The sequence below is a fragment of the Streptomyces sp. NPDC037126 genome, from assembly GCF_055605965.1.
Genome location: NZ_JBVJTD010000003.1, coordinates 229,815 through 245,176 on the forward strand (window position 1 = coordinate 229,815; position 15,362 = coordinate 245,176).

General features: G+C 74.2%; 13 protein-coding genes. 7 read left to right on the top strand and 6 right to left on the bottom strand.

What is annotated here, in order from left to right; all coding sequences use genetic code 11:
* Positions 1–30: 30 nt before the first annotated feature.
* Positions 31–1,932: an ArnT family glycosyltransferase gene (locus ACZ7FF_RS09725; RefSeq protein WP_470810891.1), complete on the top strand. Its 1,902-nt coding sequence runs from the start codon at positions 31–33 to the stop codon at positions 1,930–1,932.
* Between the two features lie 51 nt (positions 1,933–1,983).
* Here the strand turns inward: ACZ7FF_RS09725 and ACZ7FF_RS09730 are convergent, their stop codons facing one another.
* The 4 genes from ACZ7FF_RS09730 to ACZ7FF_RS09745 all read right to left on the bottom strand — a co-directional run bounded on the left by ACZ7FF_RS09730 (position 1,984) and on the right by ACZ7FF_RS09745 (position 6,325).
* A complete protein-coding gene (locus ACZ7FF_RS09730; protein WP_470811440.1) occupies positions 1,984–2,694 on the bottom strand; it encodes an alpha/beta fold hydrolase in 711 nt (236 codons plus the stop codon).
* Positions 2,695–2,983: 289 nt separating this feature from the next.
* Positions 2,984–3,424 (bottom strand): lamin tail domain-containing protein, encoded by a 441-nt coding sequence (locus tag ACZ7FF_RS09735; protein ID WP_470810892.1) that lies wholly within the window; start codon positions 3,422–3,424, stop codon positions 2,984–2,986.
* Between the two features lie 406 nt (positions 3,425–3,830).
* Positions 3,831–4,865 carry a sphingomyelin phosphodiesterase gene (locus ACZ7FF_RS09740; RefSeq protein ID WP_470810894.1) on the bottom strand — a complete coding sequence of 345 codons (1,035 nt, stop codon included), beginning with the start codon at positions 4,863–4,865 and terminating at the stop codon, positions 3,831–3,833.
* 347 nt (positions 4,866–5,212) lie between these two features.
* The gene (locus tag ACZ7FF_RS09745) at positions 5,213–6,325 is read right to left on the bottom strand and encodes a PP2C family protein-serine/threonine phosphatase (RefSeq protein WP_470811441.1); all 1,113 of its coding nucleotides are present in this window, start codon (positions 6,323–6,325) and stop codon (positions 5,213–5,215) included.
* 206 nt (positions 6,326–6,531) lie between these two features.
* Here ACZ7FF_RS09745 and ACZ7FF_RS09750 point away from each other — a divergent pair, with 206 nt between their 5' ends.
* The 6 genes from ACZ7FF_RS09750 (at position 6,532) to ACZ7FF_RS09775 (ending at position 13,565) form a co-directional block, all read left to right on the top strand.
* Entirely contained in the window at positions 6,532–7,221 is a 690-nt protein-coding gene (locus ACZ7FF_RS09750) for a TNT domain-containing protein (protein WP_470810896.1), read from the top strand.
* 22 nt (positions 7,222–7,243) lie between these two features.
* The gene (locus ACZ7FF_RS09755) at positions 7,244–7,591 is read left to right on the top strand and encodes a hypothetical protein (RefSeq protein ID WP_470810897.1); all 348 of its coding nucleotides are present in this window, start codon (positions 7,244–7,246) and stop codon (positions 7,589–7,591) included.
* 112 nt (positions 7,592–7,703) lie between these two features.
* Positions 7,704–8,888, top strand: a complete 1,185-nt coding sequence (locus tag ACZ7FF_RS09760; protein ID WP_470811443.1) for a permease — start codon at positions 7,704–7,706, stop codon at positions 8,886–8,888.
* A gap of 9 nt (positions 8,889–8,897) precedes the next feature.
* A complete protein-coding gene (locus ACZ7FF_RS09765; RefSeq protein WP_470810898.1) occupies positions 8,898–9,392 on the top strand; it encodes a hypothetical protein in 495 nt (164 codons plus the stop codon).
* 81 nt (positions 9,393–9,473) lie between these two features.
* Positions 9,474–10,364, top strand: a complete 891-nt coding sequence (locus ACZ7FF_RS09770; RefSeq protein ID WP_470810899.1) for a hypothetical protein — start codon at positions 9,474–9,476, stop codon at positions 10,362–10,364.
* Between the two features lie 33 nt (positions 10,365–10,397).
* Positions 10,398–13,565: an ATP-binding protein gene (locus ACZ7FF_RS09775; protein ID WP_470810901.1), complete on the top strand. Its 3,168-nt coding sequence runs from the start codon at positions 10,398–10,400 to the stop codon at positions 13,563–13,565.
* Between the two features lie 20 nt (positions 13,566–13,585).
* Here ACZ7FF_RS09775 and ACZ7FF_RS09780 read toward each other — a convergent pair whose 3' ends face one another.
* Positions 13,586–14,380 (bottom strand): ABC transporter permease, encoded by a 795-nt coding sequence (locus ACZ7FF_RS09780; protein ID WP_470810903.1) that lies wholly within the window; start codon positions 14,378–14,380, stop codon positions 13,586–13,588.
* The gene (locus ACZ7FF_RS09785) at positions 14,377–15,357 is read right to left on the bottom strand and encodes an ATP-binding cassette domain-containing protein (protein WP_470810905.1); all 981 of its coding nucleotides are present in this window, start codon (positions 15,355–15,357) and stop codon (positions 14,377–14,379) included. The genes ACZ7FF_RS09780 and ACZ7FF_RS09785 overlap by 4 nt, the downstream gene beginning before the upstream one ends.
* Positions 15,358–15,362 lie beyond the last annotated feature (5 nt).

The following is a 15,362-nucleotide window of genomic DNA, read 5'->3' on the forward strand; positions in this document are numbered from 1 at the left end:
ACCCGACCCGCTGATCCGAGGACCACTGTCATGGCCACCATCCCCGCCGCCCAGTCCGCCGGCGCCCACCGGCGCAGCCGGGCGGACCGTAGCTCCGGCCTGCCGGAAGCCGTTCCGCGCTGGGAGCGCCCGGCGCTCGCCGCGGTGCTGGTCCTCGCGGTGGTCCTGTACGCCTGGGGCATCGGGAACGCCGCGATCCACCCGTTCTACGGTGCGGCCGTGCGGTCGATGGCCGCCGGCTGGCGCGCGTTCCTCTTCGGCGGGCTCGACGCGGCCGGTTCGATAACCATCGACAAGCTCCCCGGCGCCTTCTGGCCCGAGGCGGCCTCCGTCTGGCTCTTCGGCGCGCACACCTGGGCGGCCGCGCTGCCGCAGGTGGTCGAGGGCGTGCTCACCGTGTGGCTGCTGCACCGGATCGTACGGGCCTGGGCCGGACCGCTCGCCGCGCTGGTCGCGGCGCTGGTGCTGACCCTCACCCCGGTCACCGTGGTCCTCACCCGGGCGACCATCCCGGACACCGCGCTCACCCTGCTGCTGGTGGCGGCCGCCGGGGCGCTGCAGAAGGCGCTGCGCACCGGCCGGCTGCTGCCGCTGATCACCTGCGCGGTCTGGGTCGGGCTCGCCTTCCAGGCGAAGATGCTGCAGGCGTGGCTGGTGCTGCCGGTCTTCGCCGCGGTCTACCAGTTCGCCGCGCCCGGCACGCGCCTGAACCGGGCGCTGCGCGTGCTGCTGGCCGGTGCGATCGCCCTCGCGGTCTCCTGCTTCTGGGTGCTGCTCGCCTGGGCGACCCCGGCCGCCGACCGCCCGTACCTCGACGGGACGACCAACAACGACCCGTTCACCCTGGTCTTCGGCTACAACGGCCTGAGCCGCTTCAGCAGCGACTCCACCGCGTTCGGCGCCGTCGCGGGCACCGCGGCCAGCCGCACCACCGGCAACACCGGCTGGACGATGCTGATCAACCACACGGTCGGCCCGCAGGTCGCCTGGTTCCTGCCGCTCGCCGTGCTCGCCATGGTCCTGGGCGTCCTCTGGCGCGCCGGGCAGCCGCGAACCGACCTGGTGCGCGCGGGATTCCTGCTCTGGGGCGGCTGGCTGGTCGTGCACGCCGTGGTGTTCAGCGCCTCCAACGGCAACCACGCCTACTACACCGCCGTCATCGCCCCCGCGCTCGCCGCGCTGGCCGGCGGCGGGCTCGCGCTCTTCCGGGAGGAGTACGAGGAGGGCGGCCGGCGGCGCGCGGCACTGCCCGCGGCGATCGTGCTGACGGCGCTCTGGGCGCTGGTGCTGGACTGGCCGACCCGGTTCGTCTCCTGGCTGCTGCCGGTCGCCCTGATGCTCGCGGGCTGCGGCGCGCTGGGCCTGTGGACCCGGGGGCCGCGCACCTCCCAGCGGATGGTCCACGGCGCCCTCGCCGCCGGGATCGCGGCCACCCTGGTCATACCGGCCGGCTGGGCCTTCTCCTGCCTGAACCCGGCCTACGCGGGCGCCTCCACCTCGCCGATGGCGGGCCCGGTCGGCCTCAGGTACTACGACGCCGTCCACCACCGCCGCTCGCTCACCAGGGTCGGGCTCGGCGAGCCCAGCTCCCGCGACACGGCCCTGCTCAGCTATCTGACCTCGCACCGCCACGGCGAGAAGTACCTGCTCGCCACCCAGGCCGCCTACACCGCCGAGCCGTTGCTGCGCGCGGAGTCCGAGCCCATGCTCGTCATGGGCGGCTTCACCGGCAGCACGCCCTTCCCCACCGCCCAGCAGTTCGGCTCCCTGGTCTCCTCCCACCAGGTGCGCTACGCGCTGCTCACCACCGCGCGTCCCACCACCGCCGCCACCACCTGGATCAAGTCGCACTGCACGCGCATCCGTTCCACCGCGTACGGCCGCGCGCACGACGGCAGCTTCCGCCTCTACGACTGCAAGCCCCAGGGCTGAGCCGGCGGTGCACACCGCGCCCGACGGCCCGGGGCGCCGGGAGGCGGTCGTTCAGAGCAGTGGGAAGTCCTCGGCCGTGTAGCACTCCGGAGGGAGGGGGCTGGGCCGGGTGGCGGGGGACAGGAGGTGTGCCACCAGGTGGGCGGTGGTGCGGTGCCAGAAGCGGTGGCGGCGGAGCATCGAGTGGTCGCCGTCGCGGACGAGGGCCATCGCCGCCCCGGCCGCCGTGCCGCGCGCCCGGCGCACGTAGTCGGCCGAGTCGGCGGGCGAGGTGACCCGGTCCCGTTCACCGTGCAGGACGACGATGTGCCGGTCCGTCGTCTGCCGTACCGGCTCGCCCGGCGGCCACCAGGGTGCGAGGGCGAGCACGGCGCGCACCTGCGGGTGCCCGGCGGCGTGCAGCGCGGCCCGGCCCCCCATGGAGTGGCCGACGAGCACCGTGGGCACGGGTCCGGCGAGTTCGGCGAGGCGGTCCAGCGCGTCGAGGGTGTCCGGCACGGGGTCGGCCCGGGTGCCGTTCCAGCCGCACAGGCGGTAGCGCACCTGGGCGACCAGGACGTCGTCGTACGGCAGCCCGGCCGAGATCGCCCGGTGGAAGGGGCGCATGCGCAGCGCCGCGGGGTGCCAGGGACGGGCGGCCCGGCGGCTGAACTCGCTACCGCCGTGCAGCAGCAGTACGGCGGCCCGGGGGTGCGCCGGCAGCAGCCGCGGCACGAGGGCTTCCGCGGGCGGGCGGCGGAGCCCCGTCTCGTCCTGGTGCACGGTGGTCACCCCTTCTCGCTGTGCCGGCACCGGCGGGAGCGGGCCGCGCCCCCGATTCTCGCCCGTGGGCGCACGGGTTGCCGGGGCGGGGCGGGGGTGGCGCGGCAACGGCGCAGGCCCACGGCTTCCGGAACGGTCGGAGCCGTGGGCCTGTTCAGTGCCGCGTGCCGGCCGGGCGGCCGGTCAGCGGACCGGTGCCGCGGGGCGCGGGCGCCGGGGCGGCGGGGCACTCGCCCGGGAGAGTGCCGTGCCACCCCTCAGGGAGCCGTGGCCGCCGGGGACGGACCGGTCAGTGGTGGCGGCGGCCGCCCCAGGAGGCGTCGTCGACGACACGGCCGTGGTCGTTGCGCAGGGTCGCCGTGTCCTCGCGGTTCCACACGGAGTTGCGGCGGTCCTGGAACAGGTCGCTGCGGGTGTTGTGGCCGATGCCGGTGTGGACGCGGACGGTCGACCGGCCGCCGAGACGGTAGTGGTGGAAGGTGTAGGTGTGGCCGTCACGGTCGGAGAGGGTCCAGCCGTCGAGGTTGAGGGTCTGGCGCGAGCTGTTGGTGATGTCGACCCACTCCCTGACCAGGGCGCGGTTGGAGTGCTCGTCGCGGCCCGAGGAGGCCTGCACACCGCTGATGTAGACGTCGCGGCGGTGCGACTGGTGCGACCCGTGGTCGGCGGCCGCGGCCGGCAGTGCGACGGCGCCCACGGCGGCGGCCGCCACGGCGGCAACGGCGGTCATACGGCGCACGGAAGCGGAAACGGTCACGAGGATCCCCCTACAGAGGTCCGGAGCACCTCCCGCGTGACGCCGCGATCGCAGGAACGTCGCAGGCCGGCGGTGGTGCGTGGTGCGGTTGGCGGCCGGCTGGCCGCGCACTCACACTCTGCAACCCGGGCGCCCGGTATGTGGGGGAGATGTGCCTGGCATTACCGTTTCAACATATTCCTGTGACTGACCCCTTCAATATCCATATATCTCTCGAAGGCTCTGATTGACCTTTTGTCAGGCACTTTCGCCGCCCCAGCACTGGCCTGTGCAACCCGCCGTCCGAGCCGCGGGTCCCGGCTACGGACGGCACGTCACCCGAAAGTGAGTAACAGCGTTCCGGCCCGCCGGGACGGACTAGTCCGCCCCGGCACGGACGTCACCCGAGCTGGAACGTCGCCTCGACCGGGTAGTGGTCGCTGGGGGCGTTGGTGTCGGTCTGACCGGAGGTCCAGCCGGCCTGGGGGTCGAAGTCGACCTTGACGGCGGACATCGACGCCGGAGCCGGGCGGCCCGGCGCGTTCAGGTAGCCGATGTAGTCGAGGTCGTCCCGGTAGGCCTTCGGGAACGACTCGACGCCCGACATGTACTGGCACCAGGAGGAGACCGGGCAGTCCATGGTCCGCAGCGTCTGGGCGGGGTCGGTGGCCGGGGTGCCGAGCACACCGCCCACCGCGGCTTGGGCGTTGGCGTAGTCGCCGCGCGAACGGCCGCCGTAGTACTCCACGTTCAGGTCCCCGCCGATCAGCACCGGCGCGCCGGAGCCGGCGATGCCGTCCACCCAGGTGCGTATCTCGCCGAGTTGGGCGAGGCGGGTGGCCTGCGTGGTGTCGGTGGAGGTGTCGGACTCGTCGGCCTGCAGATGGGTGCCGACCACCCAGCTCTTCACCCCGCCCTTGTCGATCTGCACCAGCGCCGCGCCCTTGTTGGCGTGGTAGTCCCAGGTGCCGTAGGTGGAGTTGCCGAAGACGTGGGCGTACTGGGCGGTGATCGGGTACTTCGACAGGATCAGCGTGCCGCCGTTGATGACGAACAGCGAGTTGGAGCAGTCGCCGCTGATGCCGGTCCAGCCGCCGCCGGAGCAGGTCTGGCCGACCACCGGGGTGTGGTACGGGTAGAGATCGGCCAGCTTGGCGGTGATGTCGGCGGTCGAGCTGTTGTTGAAGTCCTCGTCCAGCACCACCACGTCCGCGCCGTGCTTGCGGATGACCGACTCGATGGTGGGGGTGCGCCGGGCCGCCTTCTCGTTCTGGGTGCTGTCGACGACGGGGGTGGCGAGATCGACGTTCCAGGCGAACACCGACAGGCCGGTGCCGGTGGTCGCGTTCGCGGCGGGGGCCGTGTAGCCGCCGGTGGCGAACAGCGTGACTGCCGCCGCGGCGGTGAGGACGGCGGCGGTACGACGCGAGACCATGCGCTCTCCTGAGGGAAGTGGGGGCTGCCCCGGCCCGTGACCGACCGGCGGGGCGCGTACATGACAGGCACACGGTAGGCACTCGGCGGTACCGCCGAGGGAACATCGGCCGATCGGTCCGTGGAGAAAAGGTGTATGGACAAGTTCGGGCCCGCGCGAGCGGATCCGGACGGATGGATACCGCCGGACCACCGGGTTCGGGGGCGCGGCCGTAACGGCGGGCTCAGGAGGTGCCGACAGCAGCGGCCAGGACAGGGGCGGCCGGGCCGATCCGCCGCGCGGGCCCGCCGGGACGGTCCCGGCCCCGCGCCCGGGACCGGCCCCGGGCCCTCGCGGTCGTGGCTCCGCTACGCGTCCGGGGCGTGGTGGTGGCGGCCGTGGTGCGGGGCGGACGCGCGGCACAGGGCGATGACCGCGGCGTCGTCGTCGAGGCGTCCGCCGACATGGGAGAGGAGATCGCGCCGGACGCAGTGCAGCAGCTTCTCGGGACCGCTGCCGGCCCACTGGGCGACCCGCTCCGCGAGCGGGTAGAAGGCACCGCTCGGGTCGCGGGCCTCGATGACGCCGTCGGTGTAGAGCAGCAGGGTGTCCCCGGGCTGGAAGGAGAACACGTCGACGGCGTAGCCCCCCGTCCCGGTCCCGCTGATGCCGAGCGGGAGGGCCGGGTGCACGGGGACCGTGACGGCGCTGCCCGGGCTCAGCAGCAGGGGCGGCGGATGCCCGCAGCTGATGATCCGGGTGATGTGGTCCGTCTCGGGCACCTCCACCAGCAGCGCGGTGGCGAAGCGTTCCCCCGACTCCTCCACGGGTTCGAGCCCGGCGAGGTTGCGGGTCACGCTCTGTTCCAGGGCGGTGGCCAGTTTCGGCAGGTCGGCGTGCTGGTGGGCGGCCTCGCGGAACGCGCCGATCAGCAGGGCCGCCTCGCCGATGGCCGACAGCCCCTTGCCCCGCACGTCCCCGATCATCACCCGCACCCCGTTGTCGGTGGGCGTGGCGGCGTAGAGGTCGCCGCCGATCTGGGCCTCGTCCTCGGCCGCCATGTACAGGCAGGCGATCCTCAGGGGGCCGATCTCCTCCGGCAGCGGCCACAGCAGTACGTGCTGCGTCGCCTCGGCGACGGAGCGCACCCGGGCCAGCTGACGGCGGTGGCGCTCGCGTATCACGCAGTAGAACACGCAGAAGGCCGACAGCACCGCGAGGGCGAGGATCTGCACCAGCACGTTGCGGGAGAACAGCACGCCGAAGTGCCAGCCGATGTACGCCTGGGCCCCCACGGCCAGGAATCCGACCAGCCCGGTCAGCCAGGGGCCGGCGAAGGAGGCGGTGATCGCGGGGGCGATGACCAGCATGGGACCGAGGTGGATGTCGGCCGGGACCAGCTGGTCCACGGCCGTGATCACCACGATGAGCACGATCGGGATCAGCAGCAGCGCATGGCTCCGCTGCCGCCGCGCCCACATATCAGCCCATCCTTGCTGATAGTCCACATATCCCACAGTGCCTCGTCCGCGGTGCGGCGGCGAGCGCGCGCGGCCCCGTCCGGCCGGACGCAGTCGGCGGACGGGAAGTCATCGGATCGGGTGATATGCCGGGCCGCCTGCCACGGCCCCCCGAATGCCCGGCGTGAACTGTGTCCCGTCCACACGTCGTGAGAAAGGAACACCGGATGCGCGCACTGCGTGCCCTCGTGGGGGGCGCCCTGGCGTCGTTCCTCCTGCTGCTCGGCATCTCCCCGGCCACCGCCCAGCCGGACCACCCCCGGGCCGCCGCCCACAGCGCCGACTGCCCGACGTCGCACCGCGATCGCGGCACCAACTCCGCGCCGACGACGGCGTACCAGAGCTACTACCTCGGCGACTGGCGGCTGGGGCCGAGATACCTGCCGCAGACCGGTGCCCTCGGCCGGATGCTGAAGGGCTATCACCGCACGGACCACACCTCCGCGTACTGGTTCCTCGGCTGCTACTGGCAGACGGACCCCTCGACGGGGAAGTCGGGCTGGTGGTACCCCGACAACCACGGCTTCGTGCTGAAGAACGGCAAGCCGGTCGAGCACGAGGCGACGCTCCGCGAGGGCCAGCTGGTCGACCTCTTCGGCAGCGGCTTCGGCAACTTCCTCGCCCCCGCCGGCACGCCGTACGCCAAGCGCGCGATCCCGCCGGGCAACCTGGACACCTACGTCCCGGACGTCCCGTTCAGCTACCACCTCTACCGGGTCACCAGGCCGTTCACCGTCGAGGCCGGTCCGATCCGGCCCTGGTTCGGCCAGCCCGGTCTGGGGCTGCAGTACCTGACGGGCCCGACCGTCGCCGACCTCGTCCGGATGAACTACCTGGACGCGCTGCCGGTGGCCTGAACCGCCGGCGAGGTGGGATCCGATGGACGGCACGGAACTCGTCGCACGACTGCGCGGGGCGGGCGTGCCCGAGGCGTTCTACGAGATCGCCGGCGTCCACGACGTGACCGTCCAGCCGGACGCCTACTACTTCCTGCGCCCCGCCGCGGACGCCTGGACCGTCGGCCTGCGCCAGCGGTCCGAGGACCGTGTGCTGCGCCGCTTCGCCAGCGAGGACGAGGCCTGCCGGTACCTCTACGACACCCTCACCTCGATGCCCCCTCCCCCGTCGGGCCCCGGCCGCCCGCTGGAGGAACTGCTCGCGGACCCGGAGGAGATCCAGCGGCAGGCATGGGAGGACTTCCGGCGCGGCGACCCGGGCGGACCGTGAGGCCGGGCCCGCGGACCTCGGGTACGGCCTCCCTTCGCCACCCCCTTCCCAATATACCCTCGGGGGGTATGCTCGGTCGTCAGTGGCACGCCACGGCGAAGGGATGCGCACCATGCATGCGATCGGGCACGCGCTGGCCATTGCCGGGTCGATGACCTGGGAGATCACCTGGGCCCTGATCCTCGGCTTCACCCTCTCCGCCGTCGTCCAGGCGGTGGTGCGCCGGGAGACGGTCGTACGGCTGCTCGGGGACGACCGGCCGCGCACCCTCGCCCTGTCCGCGGGGCTCGGCGCGGCCTCGTCGTCCTGCTCCTACGCCGCCGTCGCCCTCGCCCGCTCACTGTTCCGCAAGGGGGCGGACTTCACGTCGGCGATGGCCTTCGAGATCGCCTCGACCAACCTGGTGATCGAACTGGGCGTGATCCTGGCCCTGTTGATGGGCTGGCAGTTCACCGCCGCGGAGTTCGTCGGCGGCCCGGTCATGATCGTCGTGCTCGCGGTGCTGTTCCGGGTCCTCCTGCGCGAGCGGCTGCTGCGCCGGGCGCGGGCGCAGGCCGATCGGGGGCTGGCGGGGGCGATGGAGGGACACGCGGCGATGGACATGTCGCTGCGGGGGGAGGGCGCCTTCGCCCGCCGGCTGCTGTCCCGGGACGGCTTCACGTCCGTGTCGCACATCTTCGTCATGGAGTGGGCGGCGATCCTGCGCGACCTGGTGGCGGGGCTGCTGATCGCCGGGGCGATCGCCGCGTGGGTGCCGGACGAGTTCTGGCACACGTTCTTCCTGGCCGGGCATCCGCTCGCGGCCAAGCTGGTCGGGCCGCTGGCCGGGCCGGTGGTGGCCATCGCCACGTTCGTCTGCTCGATCGGCAACGTGCCGCTGGCCGTGGTGCTGTGGAAGGGCGGCATCAGCTTCGGGGGCGTGATCGCGTTCATCTACGCCGACCTGCTGATCCTGCCGATCCTCAACATCTACCGGAAGTACTACGGGGCCCGGATGGCGGTCTTCCTGCTGGGCACCTTCTTCGCCGCGATCGCGGTGGCCGGCTATGTCGTGGAGTTCGCGTTCGGCGGCCTCGGCCTCGTCCCCGACCAGGCCGACGCGAAGGTCCCCGAGGAGGGGGTGAGCTGGAACTACACGACCTGGCTCAACATCGCCTTCCTGGTGCTGGCCGCCGCCCTCGTCGTCCGCTTCCTGCGCACCGGCGGCCCGGCGATGCTGCGGATGATGGGCGGCTCACCGGCCCGGGAGGAACACGGGCAGGGGCAGGGGCACCTGCCCGACGAGCACCGTCAGTAGGGTGAGGCCGTGACCGTCGCGCAGTGGACCCGCCGAGCGGCCCGGCCGGCCGTGCTCGTCGCGCTGCTGCTCGGCCTGTTCCTCATGCACGGCAACCCGGCCACGGCGGCCCAGGGCTGCCACGGCTCCCTGCCGGACCGGACGGCCGGCCGCACCACCGCCCACTCCATGCCGGCCGCGATGGCCGCGCGCGCCGTCGGCCTCCCTCGTACGGCCCATGGCGACCGGGGTCCCGCGCGCTCGGACCGGACGGCCGCCCACCCCCTGTCCGGGCCGGCCGGCACGGCCGCCGTGCATCCGGGCCGGGCCGTGCGGGGCGCGATGTGTGTGGCCACGATGCACCGGGCCGGGGTGGCGCTGCCGCCGCTCGCCGCCGGCGCCGTCGTCGTTCCGGCCGCCGGGCGGCCGGCCTGGGCCCGGTGCCGGGCCGGGGAGGTGCGGCGGCGCGGGCCGCCGGCCGGCGGATGTGACCTCCTCCTCCAGGTGTGCGTCGCGCGGACGTGACACGGCCGACCGGACCCCGGTCCGGTACCGGCCCACGTTCACCCGCGCCGCAGCACGGCGCCCACCTGGAAAGACATCCGCATGTCCCAGCGTTTCCGCACGCCCGGCCGCGCCCTCGCGGCGGCCGCCGCCACCGCCGCACTCACCCTTGCCCTGGCCGCCTGCTCCGGCGGATCCGGCGCCCGGCCCGGCGCTCCGTCCCAACCGGCGGCGTCCGGCGGCATGGCCTCCATGCCCGGGATGGGCGCCGCCGCCACCGGCGACGGCCTGGCCGCCGCCCGGGACGGCTACCGGATGACCTCCCCGGTCACCGCCCTCCCGGCCGGCCGGGCGACGCCGTACCGCTTCGCCCTCGTCGGCCCGGACGGCGAGAAGGTCACCGACTTCGCCGTCGACCAGACCAGGCGGATGCACTTCTACGCCGTCCGCTCCGACCTCACCGGCTTCCAGCACCTGCACCCCACCATGGCCGGGGACGGCACCTGGACCGCGCCGCTGGCCGCGCTGCGGCCCGGCACCTGGCGGCTGTACGCCTCGTTCAGCCCGGGCAGCGGCCCCGGCAGGGGCGAGGACCTCGTCCTCAGCCGCACCGTGCGCGTGCCGGGCACGGCGACGGGCGAGCCGCTGCCCGGGCCGTCCGGCACCACCACCGTCGACGGCTACACCGTCGCGGTGCGCGGCGGCCTGATGGCCGGCATGGCCCACCGGCTGACCGCGACCGTCACCCGGGACGGCAGGCCGGTCACCGGACTCCAGCCGTACCTGGGCACCTACGCCCATCTGACCGCCTTCCACCACGGTGACCTCGCCTTCGCCCACCTCCACCCGGAGACCGGGGCCGACGCGGGTCACGGCGGCCCGGCGCTCACCTTCCACGCCGAGTTCGCCCGCTCCGGCGACTGGCGGCTGTTCCTCCAGTTCCGTGCCGAGGGCCGGCTGCACACCGCGGCCCTCACCCTGCACGTGGCCTGACCGACCGCCCCGCCCGGTGGCTAACCTGCTCCAGTGACCACCGAGTTGACCCTGCTGCCCCGAGTCGCCCACCGCGGGCGGGAGATCACCGCGCCCCGCCTGCGGGGGCTGCTGGCGCTGCTCGCCGACGAGCTGCGCACCGGCTGCAGCACCGGCCGGCTGGTCGAGGGGCTGTGGCCCGAGGAGCAGCCGGAGCGGCCGGGCAAGGCGGTGCAGGTGCTGGTGTCCCGGCTCCGGTCGCAGCTGGGCGCCGACCTGGTCGAGAGCACACCGACGGGGTACCGGCTGGCGCTGGACGAGACGCAGGTCGACAGCTCGGCGCTGCTGTGCCACGAGGCGGCGGGCGCCGAGTGCGCCCGGGCCGGGGACCACGAGGGGGCCCTGGCGCAGGCGGAGGCCGGGCTCGCCCTGTGGGACGGGAGCGTGGCCGCCGGTGCGGGCGAGGACCTGCACGACCCGGTGGTGGCCCTGCGCGCGAGCCGGGTCCGGGCGCACCGCTCGCTGGTGCGCTCCCGGGCCCTCGCGCTGGCCCGGCTGGGCCGCCGGGAGGAGGCCGCGGCCCCGCTCGCCGGACTGCACCGGGAACTCCCGAGGGACGAGGAGCTGCTGGCGGAGCTGCTGCGCTGCGAGGCCGCCACGGCGGGGCGGGCGGCCGCGCTGACCCGGTACGACGGCTACCGTCGCGCGCTGCGCGAGGACCTCGGCACCGATCCGGGCCCCGGACTGCGGTCCGTGTACCAGGAGCTGCTGCGTCCGGAGGCGGCGCCGGTCCGCCACGGGGTGCCGCACGAGCCGAACCCGCTGCTCGGCCGGGACGCCGACGTCGCCGCCGTGGCCGGGCTGCTGCGCGAGGCCCGGGTGGTGACCGTCGCCGGACCCGGCGGGCTCGGCAAGACCCGGCTCTCCCACGCGGTGAGCCGGGCCGCCGAGCAGCCGGTGGTGCACTTCGTCCCGCTGGCCGGTGTCACCTCCGACGAGGACGTGGCAGGCGAGGTGGTCTCGGCCGTCTGCACCGGCGAGGCACGGCAGGCCGCCACCGCCGACGCCGTGCGCGGCATCCTCACCGCGCTCGGGCCGGGGCCCGCGCTGCTGGTGCTGGACAACTGCGAACAGGTCGTCTCCGGCGCCGCCGACCTCGTGCGGGACCTCGTGTCCCGCTCGAAGGAGCTGCGGGTGCTGACCACCAGCCGGGCCCCGCTGGGCCTGTCCTCGGAGTCCGTGTACCCGCTGCCCGAGCTGTCCCCGGCCACCTCGGTCGAACTGTTCGAGCAGCGGGCGCGGGCGGCCCGGCCCGGCGTGGAGCTGCCCGCCGACCTGGTGGCGGAGATCTGCCGGCACCTCGACGGGCTGCCGCTCGCCGTGGAACTCGCCGCGGCCCGGGTGCGGGTGCTCTCCGTGGCCGACATCTCCCGCCGGCTGCGCGACCGCTTCGCGCTGCTGCGCGGCGGCGCCCGCGACGCCCCCGAACGGCACCGCACGCTCCAGGCCGTGGTCGAGTGGAGCTGGAACCTCCTGGAGCCGGACGGCCGGACGGCGCTGCGCGCGCTGTCGGTGTTCCCCGGCGGCTTCGCCGAGGACGCGGCCGAGTACGTGCTCGGCGGGGCCGGTGACACGCTCGGCCTGCTGGAGCAGCTGGCCGGGCAGTCCCTGATCAGGGTGGACGACGGCCCCTGCGGGGTGCGCTTTCGCATGCTGGAGACGCTGCGCGAGTTCGGTGCCGCCCGGCGGGCCGCGGCGGGCGAGGAGGAGACGGTCACCGACCGGTTCCTCGCCTGGGCGCGGTACTTCGGCCGCGCCCACCACGACATGATGTTCAGCAGCGACCCCGTGCCCGCCTGGCTGCGCATCCGGGCCGAGCAGGACAACCTCGTCCTGGCGCTGCGCCACGCCCTGGCCCGCGCCGACGGGCCCACCACGGCCGCCGTCACCGCCGTACTGGCCTCGCTGTGGGCCACCGACTCCAACTACCCCCGGCTCGCCGCGCTCACCGACGAGACCGGCGGGCCGCTGTCCCGGTTCCACCCCGGGCCGGAGAGCCCCGAGGACGTGGAGGCGGCCCGCAGCGCGGCGGCCGTGTGCGCGACGAGCCTCTTCATGGGCCGCGGCCCGCACGCCGTACGGCAGTTGGTCATCCTGCGCCGGCTGCCGCCCGCACGGCCGGACACCCTGCTGCGGGCGCTGGCCGTCGTGCTGAGCGCCATACCGGAGATCCGTCCGCCGCGGTTCGACCGGCTGACGGAGCTGTGCGACGCCGACGAGCCCCTGCTGGCAGGCGTCGCGGCCGGCGTGGCCAGCTATCTGTGGGACTCCCAGCACGAGACGGAGCGCGCGCTGGAGTACGCCCGCCGGATGCTCGACGCGCTGCGCCCGCACGGGAATCCGGCCATGGCGATGCTCGCTCACGGGCGGATCGCCGAGCTGTGCCTGCAGTCCGAGCGGGGCGCGGAGGCGTACCGGCATCTGCGGGCCGCGCTGGACGCGCTCGGCGAGTTCAGCCGGTTCGGCGACTGGTCGGACTCGGTGGGGGTGCGCTGGGCCCTGGTGCTCGCCTGTCTGCAGCTCGGGGACATCGACGAGGCGGAGTACTGGATGGGACTCGCGACGCTGGACCAGCCGCCGGAGTCCGCCCGGGTGTTCGCCCCCGACCTGCCGGCCAGGGCGGAGATCGCGCTGGCCCGGGGGCTGACCGAGGTCGGGCTCGGGCTGTGGCGCCGGGCGGCCGCGCGGACCGGGGCGGACGGTCTGCTGTATCCCGACGACCCGTTCCTCGACTCGTGGTCGCTGCAGGTGCGGTCGGCGGCGCTGGCGGCGCACGCGCAGGCCGGCCGGCTGGAGCCGGTGGCCGGCCTCGCCGAGGAGCTGCGCGAGCGGCTGCTCGGGATGCTGTCCGGCGCCCCGGCGGACGGCGTCCCGGCCGGCGGCTCTCCCGTGGAACTGCCGGTGTGCGGCACGCTGTTGCTGGCGCTCGGCTTCGCCGGGCTGGCCCGGGGCGAGGCGCGCGCCGTACGGCTGATCGCGCTCACGGAGCGGATGCCCGCGGTGCGGGAGTTCCCCACCCTGTCCGTCAGCCGGTCCCGGGAGGCGGCCGAGAACGCCGACCGGGCGGCGTACGCCGACGCCCGGTCGGAATACGCCGCCCTGGGGCGGGAGGAGCTGCGGAGCGCGGCCCTGCGCGAGCTGGCGGCGGGGCCCACCGGCTGAGGGCGCCGCGGGCGCCGGGATCAGCGCTTGGGCTCACGGGTGAACCGCGCCCTCGACCACAGGTAGCCCAGGACGATCAGGCCCAGGCTCCAGGCGACGGCCAGCACCGCGTTCTTCGTGCCGATCCCGCTGCCCAGCAACAGCCCGCGCAGGGTCTCGATGGCGGGCGAGAAGGGCTGGTACTCGGCGAACCAGCGGAACCAGCCCGGCATGGCCGAGACCGGCACGAACGCGCTGGACAGCAGCGGCAGCACCATCAGGGGCAGCCCGATGTTGCTGGCGCCCTCGGCGTTGGGGCTGACCAGGCCGATGCCGACCGCGAGCCAGGTCAGGGCGAGGCTGACCAGCGCCAGCAGCCCGGCCGCCGCGATCCACTCCACCGGCGTCGCGTTCGGCCGGAAGCCGATGGCGACACCGATGCCCAGCACCAGCGCCAGCGCCATCAGGCACTGGAGCACGCTGCCGACCACGTGCCCGACCAGCACCGAGGCGCGGGAGATGGCCATGGTGCGGAACCGGGCCATGATGCCCTCGGTCATGTCGGTGGCCACGGAGACCGCGGTGCCGAGCGCGGTGCCGCCCACGGTCATGAACAGGATGCCGGGGACGATGTAGGCGACGTACTCGGAACGGTCCGCGTGGCCGCCGGTGATACCGGCGCTCATCACGTCGCCGAAGACGTACACGAAGAGCAGCAGCAGGATGACGGGGGTGAGCAGGAGGTTCAGGGTGAGCGAGGGGTAGCGGCGCGCGTGCAGGAGGTTGCGCCGGAGCATGGTCAGGTTGTCACGTACGGCGTGGCCGGCGGCGCTCATCGGACGGTCTCCTCGTGGGTGGCGGGGGCGGGCTGGGCGGGGACGGTGTTCGCGGTCAGGGCGAAGAACACGTCGTCCAGGTCGGGGGTGTGCACGGACAGCTCGTCGGCCTCGATGCCGGCTGCGTCGAGCCAATCGAGGACGGCGCGCAGCTCGCGCTGGCTCCCGTCGCTGGGGATCTGCAGGGTGAGGGCCTCGTCGTCGCGGGTGGCCTCGCGCAGGGCCAGCGCCGCCCGTTCGTGGTCCGCCGGGTCGGAGAAGCGCAGCCGCACGTGCCCACCGGGGACGAGCCGCTTGAGTTCGGCGGCGGTGCCCTGGGCGACGAGCCCGCCGCCGTGCAGCACCGCGATGCGGTCGGCGAGTTCGTCGGCCTCGTCCAGGTACTGGGTGGTGAGGAAGACGGTGGTGCCGCCGGCCACCAGTTCGCGGATGATCTGCCACATGGTGTGCCGGGAGCGCGGGTCGAGGCCGGTGGTCGGCTCGTCCAGGAAGATGATCCGCGGGTCGCCGACCAGGGTCATGGCGATGTCGAGGCGGCGCTTCATGCCGCCGGAGTAGGTGGAGGCGGGCTTCCTCGCCGCCTCGGTGAGGTCGAAGCGCTCCAGCAGTGCGGCGGTGACCCGCCGTCCCTCGCGCTTGGAGAGGTGGTGCAGGTCGGCCATGAGGAGCATGTTCTCCTCGCCGGTGATCAGGCCGTCCACCGCGGAGAACTGGCCGGTGACGCCGATCGCGGCGCGCACCGCCTGGGCCTCGGTGGCCAGGTCGTGCCCGCCGACCGCGGCCCGCCCGGCGTCGGCGGAGATCAGGGTGGTCAGGATGTTGACCGCGGTGGTCTTGCCCGCTCCGTTCGGCCCGAGGAGGGAGAAGATCGTGCCGGCCGGCACCTCGATGTCGATGCCGTCGAGGACGGTCTTGTCCCCGTAGGACTTCCGCAGCCCGGTGGCCGCGATCGCGAGTTCGTTCTTCGTCGCCGTCATGCCCC